Origin of the sequence: Streptosporangium fragile, from assembly GCF_039534445.1 — a bacterium.
Lineage (GTDB): Bacteria > Actinomycetota > Actinomycetes > Streptosporangiales > Streptosporangiaceae > Streptosporangium > Streptosporangium fragile.
Genome location: NZ_BAAAVI010000034.1, coordinates 13,729 through 30,683 on the forward strand (window position 1 = coordinate 13,729; position 16,955 = coordinate 30,683).

Genomic DNA, 16,955 nt, shown 5'->3' on the forward strand with positions numbered 1-16,955 from the left:
GCCCCGGCCGGGGCGGGTCCGCTAGCCGAAGACCTCGTTCAGGATCTGCTGCAGCTCGACCTCGTGCGTGGCGTGCGAGCCGGTCGCCGGCGACGAGTTGGCCTTGCGGGAGACCCGCCGGATCGGGCGACCGCCGAAGACGTCCGGGTTCTCCGCCATCTTGAGCGCCAGGAAAGGCCACGGGCCCATGTTGAGCGGCTCGTCCTGGGCCCAGATCAGCTCCACGTTCCCGTAGCGCCCCAGCTCGGCCGCGAGCGGGTTGCCCGGGAACGGGTAGAGCCGCTCCAGGCGGACGATCGCCGTGTCGGTGCGGCCCAGCTTCTCGCGGGTCGCGGCCAGGTCGTAGTAGAGCTTGCCGGAGACCAGCACGACCTTGCGGACGCCGCTCGGGTCGACCGTCGTGTCACCCAGCACCGGCTGGAACGACCCCGAGGTGAAGTCGCCGACCGCCGAGACCGCCGCCTTGTGCCGCAGCAGCGACTTGGGCGTGAACACCACCAGCGGGCGGTGCCGGTTCGACAGCGTCTGCCAGCGCAGCAGGTGGAAGTAGTTGGCCGGCAGGGTGGGCTGGGCCACGGTCATGTTGTCCTGGGCGCACAGCTGCAGGAAGCGCTCGATGCGGGCCGAGGAGTGGTCGGGGCCCTGACCCTCGTAACCGTGCGGCAGCAGCAGGGTGACGCCGGAGCGCTGACCCCACTTCTGCTCGCCCGAGGCGATGTACTCGTCGATCACGGTCTGGGCGCCGTCGACGAAGTCGCCGAACTGCGCCTCCCAGCAGACCAGGGCCTCGGGACGCTCGACGCTGTAGCCGTACTCGAAGCCGAGCGCGGCGTACTCGCTCAGCAGGGAGTCGTAGACGTAGAACTTCGTGGTGCCCTGGTTGAACGCCTTGAGCGGGGTGTGCTCCTCGCCGGTGACCCGGTCGACCAGCACGGCGTGGCGCTGGGTGAACGTGCCGCGCCGGGAGTCCTGCCCGACGAGGCGGACCGGGTGGCCGTCGATCAGCAGTGAGCCGAAGGCGAGGGTCTCGCCCATGCCCCAGTCGATGCGGTCGTCGGTGACCATCTGCCCGCGACGCTGCAGCACCGGCAGCAGACGCGGGTGGACGGTGAAGCCCTCGGGCAGGTTGAGCTGGGTGTCGACGATCCGCTTGACGGTCTCCTCGGAGATGGCCGTCGTGACGTCCTCGTGCGACCAGGGGATGGTCTCCATGTCGATCGGGCGGGAGAACTCGCCGGTGTGCTCCTTGACCGCCGCGCGGGTCTCGGCGAAGGCGTTCTCCAGCTTGGCCTGGTAGTCGCGGAGCGCGCTCTCGGCCTCCTCCACCGTGATGTCGCCCCGGCCGATCAGCGCCTCGGTGTAGAGCTTGCGGGTGGAGCGCTTGGCGTCGATCAGGTCGTACATCAGCGGCTGGGTGAAGCCCGGGTTGTCGGACTCGTTGTGGCCGCGGCGCCGGTAGCAGATCAGGTCGATCACGACGTCCTTGCGGAACGCCTGGCGGTACTCGAAGGCCAGGCGGCCGACCCGGACCACGGCCTCGGGGTCGTCGCCGTTCACGTGGAAGATCGGAGCCTGGATCATGCGGGCCACGTCGGTGGCGTAGACGCTGGAGCGCGAGCTGGCCGGGCTGGTGGTGAAGCCGACCTGGTTGTTGACCACGATGTGCACGGTGCCGCCGGTGCGGTAGCCGCGCAGCTGCGACAGGTTGAGCGTCTCGGCCACCACGCCCTGGCCGGCGAAGGCCGCGTCGCCGTGGACGAGCACCGGCAGGACGCTGAAGCCCTCCTCGCCGCGCTCCAGGAGGTCCTGCTTGGCGCGGACCACGCCCTCCAGGACCGGGTCGACCGTCTCCAGGTGGGAGGGGTTGGCCACGACCGAGGCCTTGAGCTTGGAGCCGTCGGGCGAGACGAAGTCGCCAGTGGCGCCCAGGTGGTACTTCACGTCACCGGAGCCGTGGGCGCTGCGCGGGTCGATGTTGCCCTCGAACTCGCCGAAGATCTGCCCGTACGACTTGCCGATGATGTTGGCCAGCACGTTGAGGCGGCCGCGATGGGCCATGCCGATCACGGCTTCGTCGAGCTGCTCCTGCGCCGCGGCGGAGAGCACCGAGTCGAGCAGCGGGATCAGCGACTCGCCGCCTTCCAGGGAGAAGCGCTTCTGGCCGACGAACTTGGTCTGCAGGAACGTCTCGAACGCCTCGGCGGTGTTCAGCCGCTCCAGGACGCGCAGCTGCTCCTCACGGGCGGGCTTGGCGTGCGGCTGCTCGACACGGGCCTGGATCCAGGCCCGCTCCTCGGGGTTCTGGATGTGCATGTACTCCACGCCGATGGTGCGGCAGTAGGAGTCACGCAGCACGCCGAGGATGTCGCGCAGCTTCATCAGGGGCCGGCCGCCGAAGCCGCCGGTGGCGAACTCCCGCTCCAGGTCCCACAGGGTCAGGCCGTGCGACTTGATGTCGAGGTCGGGGTGCTTGCGCTGCTTGTACTCCAGCGGGTCGGTGTCGGCCATCAGGTGGCCCCGGACCCGGAAGGCGTGGATCAGCTCGAGGACCCGGGCCGACTTGGCCACGTCGTCGTCGTGCGTGGTCGAGATGTCCTGGACCCAGCGGACCGGCTCGTACGGGATCCGGAGGGACTCGAAGACCTCGTCGTAGAAGCCGTCCTCGCCCAGGAGGAGCCGGTGGACCTGGCGCAGGAAGTCGCCCGACTGGGCGCCCTGGATGATCCGGTGGTCGTAGGTGCTGGTGAGCGTCATGACCTTGCTCACCGCCAGGCGCGAGAGCGTCTCGGGGGAGGCCCCCTGGTACTCCGCGGGGTACTCCATCGCGCCGACGCCGATGATCGTGCCCTGGCCCGGCATCAGGCGCGGCACCGAGTGCACGGTGCCGATGGTGCCCGGGTTGGTGAGCGAGATCGTGGTGCCGGAGAAGTCTTCGACACCGAGCTTGCCGGCCCTGGCCTTGCGCACGACGTCTTCGTAGGCGACCCAGAACTGGCGGAAGTCCATCGCCTCGGTCGCCTTGATCGACGGAACCAGGAGCTGGCGGGTTCCGTCGCTCTTGGCGACGTCGATGGCCAGACCCAGGTTGACGTGCTCGGGCTTGATCAGCGCCGGCTTGCCGTCGACCTCGGCGTACGAGTAGTTCATCTCGGGCAGGACCTTGAGGGCCTTGACCACCGCGTAGCCGATGAGGTGCGTGAACGACACCTTGCCGCCACGACCGCGCGACAGGTGGTTGTTGATCACGATGCGGTTGTCGATCAGCAGCTTCGCGGGGACCGCACGGACGCTCGTGGCCGTCGGTACGGCGAGACTGGCCTCCATGTTGGTGACGGTCCTGGCGGCCACGCCACGGAGTCGGACTTCCTCGGCACCGGTAGCGGTGGGCACCTGCGTCTCCTGCTTGGGTCTGTCGGTCGGGGCGGCCTTGGCCGCCGGAGCCTTGGCCGCCGCTGCGGGCGCGGCCGGGGTCGGGGTCTGCTCGGTCGGAGCCGGGGCCGATGCGGTTGTCGGAGGAGTGGACGCGGCGGTCGCCGCTCCCTGGGTCGCGGCTTTGCCGGACCCTGCATCAGGGCTGTAGTCAGCGAAGAAGTTCCACCAGGCGCGGTCAACGGACTCGGGATCCTGGAGATACTTCTGGTACAGCTCGTCGACCAGCCATTCGTTCTGACCAAAGGCTGCCAGCGGATTTGTCCGCGACGACTCAGACGACACGGCGGAAATCGCCCTCTTCCGCAGATCGGCGTTGATGAAAAAGAACCTGTCCAAGGCTACTCGCCTCGGCCCGGACCTGCGCCCCTCTGGCCGCAGCTTCCCTCGTCGATCCTCTCAGGACAGTTTAAAACGGTCACGCCCAGGGAGCAGGTCAGGCACTCCGTACCTGGTCAGCCCTGTCCGGCAGGTCAGGTCAGACCGGGCCGACCAGCCGGGATTCCACACGTATCCCCGGGGTGACATCTTCGAGCAGCGCCGCCAATTCGTCCCCGGCCGCGCGCAACTCCTCCGGGGACATCGGGTCGAGGCGCTCCAGCAGGAACAGCGCGTCGGTGGTCTCCTCGGTGATCCGGGTGCGCACGCACTGGCGCCAGTTCCACCGCCGGCAGGTGACGCCCTGGTCGTCGCGCCAGACGACCTCGCCGATCTCCGGATGGTCGATCGCCGGCTCGCCCCTCTCGACGATCTCGAACGGCTCGTCCCCGCCCGCGCGGACCAGCCGGGCCGTCCCCCGGTAGCGCGCCAGGTCCTCCCCGCCGATCGGCAGCCCGTGCCGGACGCTGATCGCGTTGTAGGCGTCGACCACCAGGTTGATCTCGGGCAGCGGCATCCTCCTGACGAGGGCGTCCACCGACGGCCGAGTGCGCTGCGGTTTCGCGCCGAACGCCCGGTATGCCTCCCGCCACGCCTCGACCTTCGGGTCGTCGACCGCCACGGCCTTCTCCGCCGCCTCGGCCAGCCAGGCCCGCGACCTGTCGTCGGTCGGCCCGTTGCGCAGCCCGCGCACCGTCATCGCCAGCACGGCGAAGTCGGGCCGGAGGGCACTGACGGCGGGATCCACCCAGATGTCGTCGATCACGGCCCCCAGTGTAGGCCGCTCGCGGACGTTCACCTGGACGGACGCTCATTCGGGGGACCCGCCGGTGAAGGCCGTACGACCTGACTGGATTCCGCACCTTGGCTCATTGTGACGGCTTAGTCTGACTGGTCGCACTCTTCGGTCATGGTCCGGGCGTCGTCTGGGAGGAGCGGAGCAAATGGCAGAGCGAACTTCGTCGGCCATGACTGACGAAGAGGTGGCGCGGACTTTCTCGATCTCGTCGGCCGTGGTTCCGGTCCTGCTCCAGGAGATGCGGAAGAACGCGGCGGGGCGCCGGCGACTTGTCCAGATCATCGACACGCTGCGAGACCGCCATCTCCTTGAACGAGCTCAGGAGGCGGCGGTCACCGCTACGGATCTCATCGAGTATGGGCAGGCGGATCTGGAAGACCTACTCGATGGATGAACGATCCGCCGAGTGACGGCATGCCATGGAAGAGAGTCCGCGACCGATCACGAGGGCAAGAGGGTGAACTCCGCCCACACCGCGTGGCCGACGGACTGGGTGCCCCGGCAGCCGACCCTGGAAGCCAGCGCCGCCACGGTCATGAGCCCCCGGCCGCTCTCCTGGTCGGCGGAGGGCCACTGCTGCCGCCGGAATCCAGGAGTACGACCCCAACCGCAGTCGTAGACACTGATCCGGATGCTCGCCGTCTTACGGATGACCTCGACGATGAAGGAACCGTGAGCTTGCCCGCTGCTGGTGTGCCGGAGGGCGTTGCTCGCGAGTTCTGAGACGACCAGTTCGGCGTCTTCCCCACAGGAGGAATCCTGAAGGAGGAAACGGACGAACCGGCGGGCCTCCGATACCTGATCGGGGCGACCGAGGAAAGTGCGCCGCCATGTCAGGCCGCCTGGCCGGAGCGCGACCATCGCGTGGATCAGTTCTGGGCGCGGGCTGTCGGATGGAGAGAGCGAAGCAGCGGATACGGCCGCTCGATGAGCGTCTTCGTTCATGAGTGCTCCGTTTGAAGGGACGAGGTGTTTCCCCTCATGAGACCCTCTGTGAGGGCGGAAGGGCAGGAGACCTGCATCCCGCGAAAGATCCTTTACGGATCACGCAAATCCAGCCGTGGAACATGCGTGTCACCGCAATCTCATGGAGCCGATCGTCGCCGCGCGATTACGCTGGGTTCCCATCTCTGGAGCAGGGTGGACCATGGTGGAGACGCGAAGGTCCGACGCGACCCGGTCGCAACTGCGTGATGCGATCGTCGCGCATGACTACGGGAGGATAGTGCGGCTTGTTCGCCGCGCTCAGGGGCTGACACAGCAAGAACTCGGGGTTCGCGCGGGATACTCGGCCGCGACCATCTCCAGGCTGGAGACCGGGCGTCAGTCCTTGGACGACGTCACCACGCTGCGCATCCTCGCGAGGGTGCTCGGCATTCCCGCTTCATGGCTGGGTCTTTCACCTCTCCCCGCCGATGAGGACATCCCGAAGGAGCGGAGCGTCCGCCCCCTCTTCACGATCCCGCCCGTTAGTGTTGAGTCTCACCTGGCAGGGGAGGATGACGCCGTGGAACGACGCCGGTTTCTCGCCGGGCTCACCGGTCTGACCGGAGCGGCCCTCCTCGCGGGCACCCAGGAAGCCGCCGACGCCGCGACGATGGCACGCCGCATCGAGTCGCTCCTCACTTCCGGCACCGGCGGGGTGCCGGTGTCCGTGGCGGAGTTGCGCGCGGCACTGGGGACCGCCCGCATCGCTTTTGACGCCTGCCGCTACGACGGCCTGTCCGCCATGCTGCCCGGGATCACCGCGGCCGCGCGGGTCACCGCCGCCCAGCGGAGCGGCCGGGAGCGTGACCAGGCGAACGCCCAGCTCGCGGACGCCTACATGCTGGCCAGCGAACTCGCCGTCAAGCTCAACCAGGACGGGATGGCCTGGGTCGCCGCCGACCGTGCCCTCGCCACGGCGAACCTCTCCGGAGACCCGCTCGCGATCGCCGGGGCCTCCCGGGCGGTGGCGATCGCCATGCGACGCCAGGGCAGACACGAAGGGGCGGTCGCCGCGCTCACCCGTACGGCGCTCGGACTGGGTGTGGAGGGTGGCACGCCCCAGCCGCAGGTGCTTCAGGTCTACGCCGCGTTGCTGTGCACCGCCGCCTACTCCTGCGCGCAGAACGGTCAGCGGGCTCAGTCGCTTGACCTGATCGGGGAAGCGGAGCGGGCGGCGGGCCGTCTCTCGGAGAGCACGCCGAAGGGAAGGCTTCCGACGCCCTCGAACGTCGCGGTGTATCGCATCGGCATCCACACGACCCTCGGCGAGCCGGGAGTCGCCCTTGACCATGCCCGTAAGGTCGACCCTCACCTGCTGCCCACTCCCGAACGCCACGCCCGCTGGTGCGTCGACACCGCCCGCGCCTGGGAGCAGTTCGGCCGCCGCGACCGCGCCGTCACCGCCCTGCTCGCCGCCGAGCGGGCCGCACCCCAGGAGATCCGCCGTCCCTCGGTGTCGGCCCTGATCTCGGGGATGCGTTACGGGGCGGGTCCCGTTCCGGCGGAACTCCACGCCCTGGCCCGCCGCAACGGCCTGGCCTGATCTCCCTCGTTCGGACTGTCCCGGTTCCGTCCGGCGCTGAGGCGCCTGTTTCGTATGCGACCCCTTCCCGGGACCGGATGTGTGGGTGGCCAAGGATAGGCGCAGCGGGGAGAGCGAGGGGGAACCCCTCGCGTTCGGGGGTCTGGGGGTCGCCCCCCCAGATGGTGCAGCCCCTCACCTGAAGGCGCGAAGCGCGGGATGGGGAGGGACCGAGGGGCGGCCGCGGGGAGGGCGGCCGCCCGTCCTGGGTTATCGGCAGAGGGTTCCGTTGAGGAGGAAGCGCTCCGGGCGGGGGTCGGGGCCCGGGGCGTCGGCGCCGAGGAAGCCGAACGTGACGGATCCGCCGGGCTTGAGGGTCTTGTTCCAGGAGAGGTTCTTCGCGGTCACCGTCGCGCCGTCCTGGGAGAGGTGGGTGCTCCAGTGCCTGCGGACGGTCTGGCCGCCGAGGAAGGACCACCTCAGGGTCCAGCCCTCGATGGCCGTGGTGCCGGTGTTGGTGATGGTGACCTGGGCGTTGAACCCGTCGGGCCACTGGCCGTGGACGGTGTAGGCGACTTTGCAGGACCCCGGGGCGGCGGGGGTCGCCAGGTAGGAGGCGATCCAGGCGAGCGGGGAGTTCCAGTTGATGGTCAGCTCGTTGGTGGCCCAGGACTCGATGTCGTCGATGTAGCAGAACTGGGGCTTGCAGCCGCGGAGCTTGGCCTGGGCCACCGGGTCCTGGATGCTGGAGTTCGGGCCGCCGGCCAGGGTGCCGCGCGGCGGGTTGGGCAGGGACGGGTCGAGCTGGCGGGCGTACCAGCGACTGTGCTGGTTCTTCGAGGCGACCTCGCCGTAGCCGGTCACGTACGACTGGTTGAGGGCGTTGCGGCCGAAGATGTAGTCGAGCCCCTCCAGCACCCCGTCGCGGTACTTCGCCTCGCCGCTGATGTCGTGCGCGACGGCCATCACGACCATGTTGTTGAGCACCAGGTTGTTGGAGCCCCAGTCGAAGTCCGGCGGGTTGTACGGCAGCCCGTACGGGTGGGCCTTCTGCACCGCGAGATACTTGTCGGCGCCCTCCAGCACCGACTCCCGCACCCGTGCCCGGTCGGGGAGCGCGTTGGGCACGGCCGCCAGCTGCAGGCGGCCGAGGGGGGCGGTGTTGCCCCAGTCGAAGCCGCGCTCGCGCCAGACGTCGGCCGTGTGGTGCGGGGAGGCGAGCACGAAGTCCCGGAACTCCTTCTCGCCGGTGGTGATGTAGAGCTCGGCCGCGGCCCAGTAGAACTCGTCGGTCACGTCGCCGTCGCTGTAGGCTCCGCCGCCCACCCCGTCGGCCGGGTCGGCGTACCGTGCCGGATCGGCCTTGGCCGCGGCCCACGCCTTCCTGGCCGCGGTGAGGTTGCGCGCGGCGAACGCGGCGTCGTACGGGGCGAAGAGCCGGGCGGCCTGGGCGGCGGTGGCGGCCAGGTTGAGCGTGGCGGCGGTGGAGACCGGGTGCAGCTCGCGCCGCTGCGGGTCGAGGTGGGGCAGGAGGGGCAGGCCGGTCCACGCGGCGTCGTGGATCTTGTGGTGGGCCATGCCCCGGTGCGGCTTCCCGTCCGGGACCTGCATGCTGAGCAGGAACTCCTGCTCCCACCGGGCCTCGTCGAGGATGTCGGGCACCCCGTTGCCGCTCTCCGGGATGTCGAGGTCGCCGTCCTCGTGGATCCCGTCGGCCTTGGCGCGCTCGTAGGCGGCCATCAGCTGGTGGACGGAGATGCCGCCGTTGACAACGTACTTGCCGTGGTCGCCCGCGTCGTACCAGCCGCCCGCGACGTTCAGCGTGTAGTCGCACACGCCGGGCCGGCAGGGCACCTCGACGTCGCCCTGGTTGGGGGCGACGCCGACGTGGCCGGCGGGCCGGCCGTAGCCGGGGCGGAGGCTGTCGAGGATCTCGATCCCGCTGCGCTGGGTGTAGTAGAACTTCAGCGCGTCGGCCCTGAGGTCGCCGTAGACGTCGGCGCCGATGTCGAACGGGCGGCTGGTCTCGCCGTCGGCCTCCAGCGTGTAGCCGGTGCCCGGGGCGGTGACCGAGCCGAAGTCGACGGTGTGCACGTTCTGGCCGGAACTGCCGTCGACCCCGCGCGGCACGGTGTCGCCCTCGGCGACGAGCTCGCCGCCGCGCCTGAGCTTCCAGCCCACCGGTTCCGTCTTCTCGGTGACCAGGGTGGCCCTCTTCGGCCCGGACGGCAGGTAGCCGACCATGTTCACCCGGACCCGGGGCCCGGTGTCGGGCTTGTAGACGTCCGGCTCGGCGCCGCCCTTGAGGGAGACGTTGTCCACGCAGAACCTCCAGGGGGTGGCGCTGCCCCCGAGTTGGAACGCCACCTGCGCGCCCGGCAGGTCCACGGGTGAGGTGAAGGTGTAGGTGTAGTCGTTGCCGGACACGCTCAGCTCGGGGTTGGCCGACAGGTACTGGGTGTACGGATCGACGGGGAGCTGGACGAGGGCCTTGGCGACGCGGCCGGGTGCGGCGGCGCCGAAGAAGGAGAAGGCGTACGTCTCGTCCTTGACCAGGGGGATGTCGTTCTGGCCGATGATGACGTCCCACGGGTTGACGGTGCCGCCGGGGACGTCGGCGCACAGCCGCCCGTCCTCGACCTCCGGCGTGGTGTTGCCGGTGCTCCACCAGGGAGCGGTGCCGGTGTCGAAGGTGCCGTTGACGATCTGTTCGGGCCCCTCGTCGTCGGCGGGGGCGGCCGAGGAGGACGGGACGGGCGTCGCCGAGGCGGTCGCGGCGGACGGGTCCGGTGCCGTCCCGGCGGCCGGGGAGGACGGGGCCGGCGTCACCAGGGCGGCGGCGGGGGACGGGGTCAGGGTCACCAGGGCGGCGGCCGTGGTGAGGGCGAGCCATGCAGGTGGTCTGATCACGGGAGTCCTTCGGACGGGGGGGATCCGTCCCCGGGGGGACGCGCCACCTTTATGGGAGCGCTCCCACACCGGGGATGCGCCGATGTTTCCAGCGCGTTTCGCCCGCCGTCAATCGATCCCCCGGCGAGCCCGCGCGCTGACCGGGAGGATGACCGTTTTGCCCGATGAAACTTTCAGTCGCCGTCAGGCCGGAGCCCAGTCGATCTCCGGCCCTCGCGGCACGATCCCGCTGGGGTTGATGTTCGTCTGCGTCATGAAGTAGTGCCGCTTGATCTGGTCGAAGTCGGTCGTGTCGCGGAAGGCCGGGATGGCGTGGAGGTCGCGGGCGTAGGCCCACAGGGCCGGATAGTCGATCAGTCGCCGGACCGAGCACTTGAAGTGCGAGTGGTAGACCGCGTCGAACCTGGCGAGCGTCGGGTAGAGCCGCACGTCGCTCTCGGTGAGCTCGTCGCCGTGCAGGCGGCGCCGGTGGGACAGCCGCTCCTCCAGCATGTCGAGCGTCGCGAACACCTTGGTGACCGCCTCGTCGTACGCCGCCTGCGACCGGGCGAACCCGGCCTGGTAGACGCCGTTGTTGAGGCCGTCGAAGATCACCTCGTTCAGCGCGTCGATCTCCGCGCGCAGCGCCTCGGGGTAGAGGTCGGGCGCGTGCTCGGCGTGCCACGGCGCGAACGCGGTCTCCAGGGTGAGGGTGATCTGCGGGTAGTCGTTGGTGACCAGGCGCTTGGCGGTGATGTCCCATACGCAGGGCACGGTGTAGCGGCCCTGGTAGTCGGGGTCGGTCGCCAGATAGAGCTCGGAGAGGAACTCCACCCCGGTGACCGGGTCGCCGCCGGGGATCCGCCAGCCGCGCTCGTCCCTGATCGGGTCGACGATCGTCACCCCGATCACGTCCTGCAGGCCCAGCAGTTCGCGCACGATGAGCGAGCGGTGCGCCCAGGGGCAGGCGTAGGAGGCGTATATCCGGTAGCGGCCGGGCTCCGGCGGGTGTGCGCCTCCCGCCTCGATCCGCGTCGTGAACCGGTTCGGCTGCCTGACGAAGCGGCCGGTCTCGGAGGTCTCCTTTTCCAGCTTCATGCTTCCGACGGTACGGGATCGCGTGTAGAACATTCTTCTATACGGGGATGACCGTGGGCGGCGAAGGGGGGCGGGCGCATGGTGGTGCCGGTGAGCCGGGGCGGCGGAGTGGGGCCTTCCCGGCGAGGAGGTTCCGTGACCGCCCCGCGCGCTCCACCGAGATTCATGTAAAACCAGTAGGAAATATTGACTTAGCGCGAAGCGGTGCGTAGCTTTCCTGGTATGGGCCTTTTTCTGATCAGTCGTGCGCATGTCGACCTCTGTCGCGTGTTCAGTGCCCAGTGTCCGTGATCACGAACCGGCGTACCGTCCTCCCTTCCACCGACCAGGACACATCTCGTGATCAGTATCAGAAACGTCCTCTCCTCCCCGCAGTCCGTCGCCACGTCCGCCGCGCCCGGCGGGCGGAGGCGCGGGGAGGCCGGCACCACGACCTCCGGGGGGCAGCCGAAGCTCCGGATCCAGGGGATCGGCAAGGAGTTCCGCCTGCCCCGCACCGGCCGGCCGTTCACCGCGCTCGACGGCGTCACCCTGGACGTCCGCGCCGGCGAGTTCCTCACCGTCGTCGGGCCGAGCGGCTGCGGCACATCCACGCTCCTCGACCTGCTCGCCGGGCTCACCGCACCGACCGCCGGCCGCGTCCTGCTCGACGGCGAGCCCCTCGACGGCCCCGGCCTGGAGCGGGGAGTCGTCCTGCAGCAGTACGCGCTGTTCCCCTGGCGCACGGTCCGCTCCAACGTCGAGTTCGCGCTCAGGGCGGCGGCCGTGCCGAAGCGGGAGCGCGCCGAGCGGGCCAGGGCCTGCCTGGACCTGGCGGGGTTGACCGGGGTCGAGGATCGGCACCCGCACGAGCTCTCCGCCGGCATGCGCCGTCGCGTGGCCATCGCCAGGAACCTGGCGTCCGATCCGGACGTGCTGCTGCTGGACGACCCGTTCGCCACTCTGGACGCGCGGACCCGCGAACCGCTCCAGGAGGACCTGCTGCGGATCTGGCGGCGGACCGGCATGACGGTCGTCTTCGCCACCCACGACATCGAGGAGGCCGTCTGTCTCGGTCAGCGGGTGGCGGTCATGACGCCCCGCCCGGGGCGGGTCGAGCGGGTCGTCGAGGTGGAACTCGGCTCCCGCGAGGCCGGTCGGCGGGCCGACCCCCGCTTCGGCGCGTACCGCCGTGAGGTGTGGGCGCTCCTGCGCGGGGAGGCCGCGGCGGCCGGGGAGGAGGCGGTCTCCGTTGGCTGACGCCTCCACCGGCGCGACCGGTTTCCCGGGGTCCGGGGCTGCGGCCCCCGGATCCGTCCCGGCCCGGACGGCGACGGCACACGTCGTCCCGCGTTCCGGGCCGCCCCGTCCGGCTCCCCGTCCCGAGCGGCCGGAGCGGTCCGGGCGGTCCGAGCGACCTGATCAATTCGAGCATCCCGAGCAGTGCGAGCAGAAGGCGGCAGTGATCTCATGAGCATCGTGACCGTGGTCGGAAACCCACGTCCCGGATCGCGGACCCACACGGCGGCCGTGCGGGCGGCGGAGGCCGTCGCGCGGAGGATCGGGGACGAGCGGCCCCCGGAGGTGGTCGACCTGTCCGCCCTGGCCCCGCTGCTGTTCGCCCCGGAGACGCCCGCCGAGGTGAAGGCGGCGCTGGAACTCGTCGCCGGGGCGAGCGTGCTGGTGGTGGCGAGCCCGACCTACAAGGGCACCTACACCGGCCTGCTCAAGGCGTTCCTCGACCGGCTGCCGGGTGGCGCGCTCGCCTCGGCCGTCGCGCTCCCGCTGCTGGTGCTGGGTGACGCCAAGCACTCCCTGGCGGTGGAGGTCCACTTCCGGCCACTCCTCGTCGAACTGGGCGCGACCGTCCCCACACCGGGTCTCGCGCTGCTGGAGTCCCAGATCGCAGACCTCGACGCCGTCCTCGGCCCCTGGGCCGACCGGGTCGGCCCGCAGGTAACCGCGGCGCCAGGGGAAGGTGCCCTGGCGTGAGATCGGGAAGAGATGATGTCGTGAATCGGTTGCGCACTACAAGCGCTGTTTATGCCGCTGAGGAGGAAAAGTGACCAAGCGCAGCAACTTGGTCGTATTCTGCGAGTCCCCGAGCGAGGAGCCATGACCGAGACCCTGCCCGGCCGGGCGGTCGACGCCGAGAGCTTCCGCAAGGCGCTGGCCGTGCACGCGGCTGGGGTCGTCGTCATCACCGCGCAGGTCGAGGGCGTCCCGGTCGGCCTGACGGCCACCTCGTTCTCCTCGGTCAGCCTCACCCCGCCGTTGGTCTCCTTCTACGTGGACCAGTCGTCGACCACGTGGCCCTGGCTCCGCCAGGCCGGTCACTTCGCGGTCAACGTCCTGGCCAGCGACCAGGCCGACGTGGCCTCGCGCTTCGCCATGAAGGGCATCGACCGCTTCGCCGCCCCCACGTCCTGGAGCTCCGGCCCGCTGGGCGTCCCGCTGCTGGGCGGTGTCTCCGCCCACCTGGTCTGCGCCCCCCACTCCACCGTCGACATCGGCGACCACATCCTGGTCGTCGGTCTCGTCACCGAGACCAACCTCGCCCCGGGCGGTCGCCCGCTCCTGTACCACCAGGGCCGCTTCGGGCGTTTCACCCCGCACGCCTGACCATCCGGGGGACGCTCCGCCCGGAGCGTCCCCCGGCCTCCGGATCAGCGCCGCCCGGACTTCCCCCGTCTGGACGACGAACAGTTGGAGCCGCATCCCGACCCGCCGCCGGCGTCGGACGGGCCGGTGGGGCCGGGGTCGCTCATCGTGGAGTGGTCGTCCGTGGACTCCTCGTACTCTTCCTCTTCCATCGCGGCCTGTTCTTCGGCGTACTCGACCGTCGCGGTCTCGCCGGTTCCTCCCTTCCCGAGGGCGCGGTACGTCGGCTGCCCGGGCGCGAAGAACGAGCCTCTCTCCGCTGTCCGCCCCACCGCGGGGGCCTTCCGGCTCAGCCGGATGTAGTACCAGCGGAAACCTCGCCTGTGCGCTTCGCATCTGCCGTCCGGGACGCGGACGCGGTCACTCCGCCGTACGCAGACCTCGAAGCGGTCCCCGCTGTCCGGGACGGTGACGCCGGTCCCGGTTCCCCGGCCGCCTCCCGGTCGTACTCGGACGCGCCGGCCCCCGGGCATGTCGAACGAGCCGCCGCGGGCCCGCTTTCCGGTCGCGGGGGCGTGCTTCACCCGGGGGATGTAGTACCACGCGTGGCCGCGCTCCAGGTCGTCGCACCGCTGATCCTCGACGCGAACGAGCGGTTTCCGCCGGACGCAGATCTGCATGTAGACCTTTTCCGGAGTTTCGGACGCTTCTTGGATTGCTTCTGGTACGTCAGTAATTACGGGCGGGGTCGTCGGCGAAGAGGCGATGTCCCGGGCGGCCGGGGTGCAGGACCCGGCGGTCAACACCGTAGCCAGAAGCAGGACGAGTGAGCGTGATGTGGACGACAAGGCTCCCCATGGATGATCGGCGCACTGGTGCGATGGGAAAACGCCCGCGCTCCGCCTGGGGTTCCAAATTCCTGATATTTCAATAAATGGCGGAAAATAAGCCGTAAAACGCCCATGATGGGGCTTTTGTGTTATGCCGCGAGGGGATCGGGCGTTCGCCCGGAGGATGCCCCCGGAGGGGGTGGCGGGGGATCCTCAGGCGAGGCGGACGGTGCCGCGGCCGGTGGCCAGGGGGAGGTCGAGGGCGGTGCGGATGCCCGGCGGGGCGGCGCAGAGGGCGGCCACGGAGTTGACGGCGTGGGCGGCGGCCCCGGCGAGGCCGTGGGTGATCTCGCCGACGCTGACCATGAACTGGGGCACGCCCTCGATGTGGATGCTGAAGCCGGGGTCGGCCCAGCGGCTCACCCTCGTCGCGTCGGCCTTGTAGACGCACTCCACGGTCATGAACGGCCGGCCGCGGACCAGGCCGCTGAACATCCAGCGGGACGCGCACACCGTGCCCGCCCTGACCGGCCCGGCGGAGATCTCGAACTCCTCCACGGCGAGCTCGAACTCGTCCTTCTCGTCGACCTCGTCCAGGGTCACCCCCAGGTTCTCCGCCACGAACTGCACGCTCTCGGCGAAGAGGGCGCGCTGGTAGGCGCGGAAGGGGCGGACCGCGGTGACGTAGTCCTTGGGGGAGAGCGTGAAGCCGAACAGGTCGACGACGATCTGCCGGGACGGGTGCCCGCGGAAGTCGGAGGACTCCCGGACGAAGATGTGGTCGACCCGGCTGGACAGGCCCGTCAGGGCGAGCGGCAGCGTGTCGCTCATGAAGCCGGGGTTGATGCCGGTGCCGTGCAGGGACGAGCCCCCGGCCCGGCAGGCGGCCTCCAGACGTTCGACCACGGCCGGGCCGTAGCACTTGGGATACACGAACCCCGTGGTGGTGATGACGTTCTTGCCCGCGGCGAGCAGCGCGCAGATGGTCTCCACGTCGCTCGGGTGGTTCCCGCCGAAGTAGGACGCGGGCAGCGGCATGTGCAGGACGCAGTCGGCGTCCATGGCCAGGATCTCGTCGACGTCGTCGGTGCAGGTGACGCCGGCTTCGGGAAGGCCGACGAGCGTTCCGGCGTCCTGCCCGACTTTGTCGGGGTCGTAGACGAGGACTCCGACGAGGTCGAATTCGGGTCGGGTGATGAGACTGCGCAGGGAGTATCTGCCGACGGCGCCTGTGGCCCACTGGACCACGCGCAGGGGCGGCGACAAAGGCATGGGGCCTCCAGCCCAGGTTTTCGGGCGGGGCCGTATAAGGGATATTGAGGGGTGTCGTCGTTGACCCTCGCCCGGTGTGAGCAAGAAACTTTAGCAGAAATTAATACGCGTGCTCACTATCCGCAACGAGCTGATATTGCTCCGGTTACCCCCTCGGCATCGTGCGGGGCCTCCCGATGGCATCTCCGGGACCGGGCGGGCTATTGTTCGGAGAACTAGAATTATGTTCTCGTGGGAGGGTTGCGGATGTCAGAGCTGCGATTCGACGGCAGGGTCGCCATCGTCACCGGCGCCGGGCACGGTCTCGGCCGCTCGCACGCGCTGGCGCTGGCCGAGCGGGGCGCCAAGGTGGTCGTCAACGATCTCGGTGGGGCACTGGACGGCACCGGGGCCTCCGCCGGGCCGGCCGCCGAGGTGGCCGAGCTCATCAGGAAGAACGGCGGCGAGGCGGTCGCCAGCACCGACAACGTCGCGACCCCCGAGGGTGCCAAGGCCATCGTGCGGGCCGCGGTCGACACCTTCGGGCGGGTGGACGTCGTCGTCAACAACGCCGGCATCCTGCGCGACAAGTCCTTCGGCAAGATGACCGTCGAGGAGTTCGACCAGGTCCTCGCCGTCCACGTCCGGGGCTCGTTCCTCGTCAGCCGCGAGGCCTTCCCCTACCTCAAGGAGCAGGGCTACGGCCGGATCGTCAACACCTCCTCGCCCGCCGGCCTGTTCGGCAACTTCGGCCAGGCCAACTACTCCACCGCCAAGATGGGCCTGGTCGGCCTGACCAAGACGCTCGGCATCGAGGGCGCCAGGGCCGGCATCAGGGCCAACGCGATCGCGCCGGTCGCCTGGACGCGCATGACCGAGTCGCTGCTGCCCGCCGAGTTCGAGGCGAAGTTCACCGCGGAGCGGGTCAGCGCGCTGGTGACGTTCCTGGCGCACGAGGCGTGCGAGACCAGCGGCGAGGTCTTCAGCGTCGGCGGCGGCCGGGTCGCCCGGGTGTTCGTGGCGGAAGGGCCCGGCTGGAAGAAGGACGACCACACGGTGGAGGACATCCGCGACAACTGGGAGGCCATCATGGCCGAGCAGCCGTATCTGACCCCGACCACCCTCGGTCAGCAGGCCTCCGCCTCGATGAAGGCGATGCTCTGATCCGGCTCCGGTGAACGCCGGCGGTCCG

The 16,955-nt window shown here is 69.9% G+C and carries 13 protein-coding genes and 1 pseudogene; 7 read left to right on the forward strand and 7 right to left on the reverse strand.

Annotation, left to right across the window (positions count from 1 at the left end):
- Positions 1-21: 21 nt before the first annotated feature.
- The gene (locus ABD841_RS22455) at positions 22-3,714 is read right to left on the reverse strand and encodes a multifunctional oxoglutarate decarboxylase/oxoglutarate dehydrogenase thiamine pyrophosphate-binding subunit/dihydrolipoyllysine-residue succinyltransferase subunit (protein WP_344975073.1); all 3,693 of its coding nucleotides are present in this window, start codon (positions 3,712-3,714) and stop codon (positions 22-24) included.
- Positions 3,715-3,907: 193 nt separating this feature from the next.
- Entirely contained in the window at positions 3,908-4,573 is a 666-nt protein-coding gene (locus tag ABD841_RS22460) for a B3/B4 domain-containing protein (protein WP_344975076.1), read from the reverse strand.
- 178 nt (positions 4,574-4,751) lie between these two features.
- On the opposite strand from ABD841_RS22460, the gene ABD841_RS22465 reads away from it, so the two are divergent.
- The gene (locus ABD841_RS22465) at positions 4,752-5,000 is read left to right on the forward strand and encodes a hypothetical protein (RefSeq protein ID WP_344975080.1); all 249 of its coding nucleotides are present in this window, start codon (positions 4,752-4,754) and stop codon (positions 4,998-5,000) included.
- Positions 5,001-5,047: 47 nt separating this feature from the next.
- On the opposite strand, the gene ABD841_RS22470 is transcribed toward ABD841_RS22465, so the two are convergent.
- Positions 5,048-5,467, reverse strand: a complete 420-nt coding sequence (locus tag ABD841_RS22470; RefSeq protein WP_344975084.1) for an ATP-binding protein — start codon at positions 5,465-5,467, stop codon at positions 5,048-5,050.
- A gap of 286 nt (positions 5,468-5,753) precedes the next feature.
- Between ABD841_RS22470 and ABD841_RS40895 the strand changes: the two are divergent.
- Positions 5,754-5,987: pseudogene (locus ABD841_RS40895) on the forward strand (helix-turn-helix domain-containing protein); the annotation flags it as partial.
- A gap of 126 nt (positions 5,988-6,113) precedes the next feature.
- A complete protein-coding gene (locus ABD841_RS22475; RefSeq protein WP_344975087.1) occupies positions 6,114-7,136 on the forward strand; it encodes a hypothetical protein in 1,023 nt (340 codons plus the stop codon).
- Positions 7,137-7,385: 249 nt separating this feature from the next.
- Here ABD841_RS22475 and ABD841_RS22480 read toward each other — a convergent pair whose 3' ends face one another.
- Both ABD841_RS22480 and ABD841_RS22485 read right to left on the reverse strand, forming a co-directional pair.
- On the reverse strand, positions 7,386-10,025 hold the full coding sequence (locus ABD841_RS22480; protein WP_344975090.1) for a glycoside hydrolase family 9 protein: 2,640 nt from the start codon (positions 10,023-10,025) through the stop codon (positions 7,386-7,388).
- A gap of 183 nt (positions 10,026-10,208) precedes the next feature.
- On the reverse strand, positions 10,209-11,102 hold the full coding sequence (locus ABD841_RS22485; protein ID WP_344975093.1) for a glutathione S-transferase family protein: 894 nt from the start codon (positions 11,100-11,102) through the stop codon (positions 10,209-10,211).
- 459 nt (positions 11,103-11,561) lie between these two features.
- Here ABD841_RS22485 and ABD841_RS22490 point away from each other — a divergent pair, with 459 nt between their 5' ends.
- From ABD841_RS22490 to ABD841_RS22500, 3 genes are all read left to right on the forward strand, one after another.
- The gene (locus ABD841_RS22490) at positions 11,562-12,341 is read left to right on the forward strand and encodes an ABC transporter ATP-binding protein (protein WP_425582027.1); all 780 of its coding nucleotides are present in this window, start codon (positions 11,562-11,564) and stop codon (positions 12,339-12,341) included.
- 210 nt (positions 12,342-12,551) lie between these two features.
- Positions 12,552-13,073, forward strand: a complete 522-nt coding sequence (locus ABD841_RS22495; protein WP_344975100.1) for an NADPH-dependent FMN reductase — start codon at positions 12,552-12,554, stop codon at positions 13,071-13,073.
- Positions 13,074-13,196: 123 nt separating this feature from the next.
- Complete coding sequence (locus ABD841_RS22500; RefSeq protein ID WP_344975103.1) at positions 13,197-13,703, forward strand: flavin reductase family protein; 507 nt, start codon at positions 13,197-13,199, stop codon at positions 13,701-13,703.
- A gap of 44 nt (positions 13,704-13,747) precedes the next feature.
- On the opposite strand, the gene ABD841_RS22505 is transcribed toward ABD841_RS22500, so the two are convergent.
- Together ABD841_RS22505 and ABD841_RS22510 are read right to left on the reverse strand one after the other, a co-directional pair.
- Positions 13,748-14,362 (reverse strand): hypothetical protein, encoded by a 615-nt coding sequence (locus ABD841_RS22505; RefSeq protein WP_344975107.1) that lies wholly within the window; start codon positions 14,360-14,362, stop codon positions 13,748-13,750.
- Positions 14,363-14,725: 363 nt separating this feature from the next.
- A complete protein-coding gene (locus ABD841_RS22510; RefSeq protein WP_344975110.1) occupies positions 14,726-15,784 on the reverse strand; it encodes an NAD(P)H-dependent amine dehydrogenase family protein in 1,059 nt (352 codons plus the stop codon).
- Between the two features lie 246 nt (positions 15,785-16,030).
- On the opposite strand from ABD841_RS22510, the gene ABD841_RS22515 reads away from it, so the two are divergent.
- Positions 16,031-16,927, forward strand: a complete 897-nt coding sequence (locus tag ABD841_RS22515; RefSeq protein WP_344975113.1) for an SDR family oxidoreductase — start codon at positions 16,031-16,033, stop codon at positions 16,925-16,927.
- Positions 16,928-16,955: the final 28 nt, after the last annotated feature.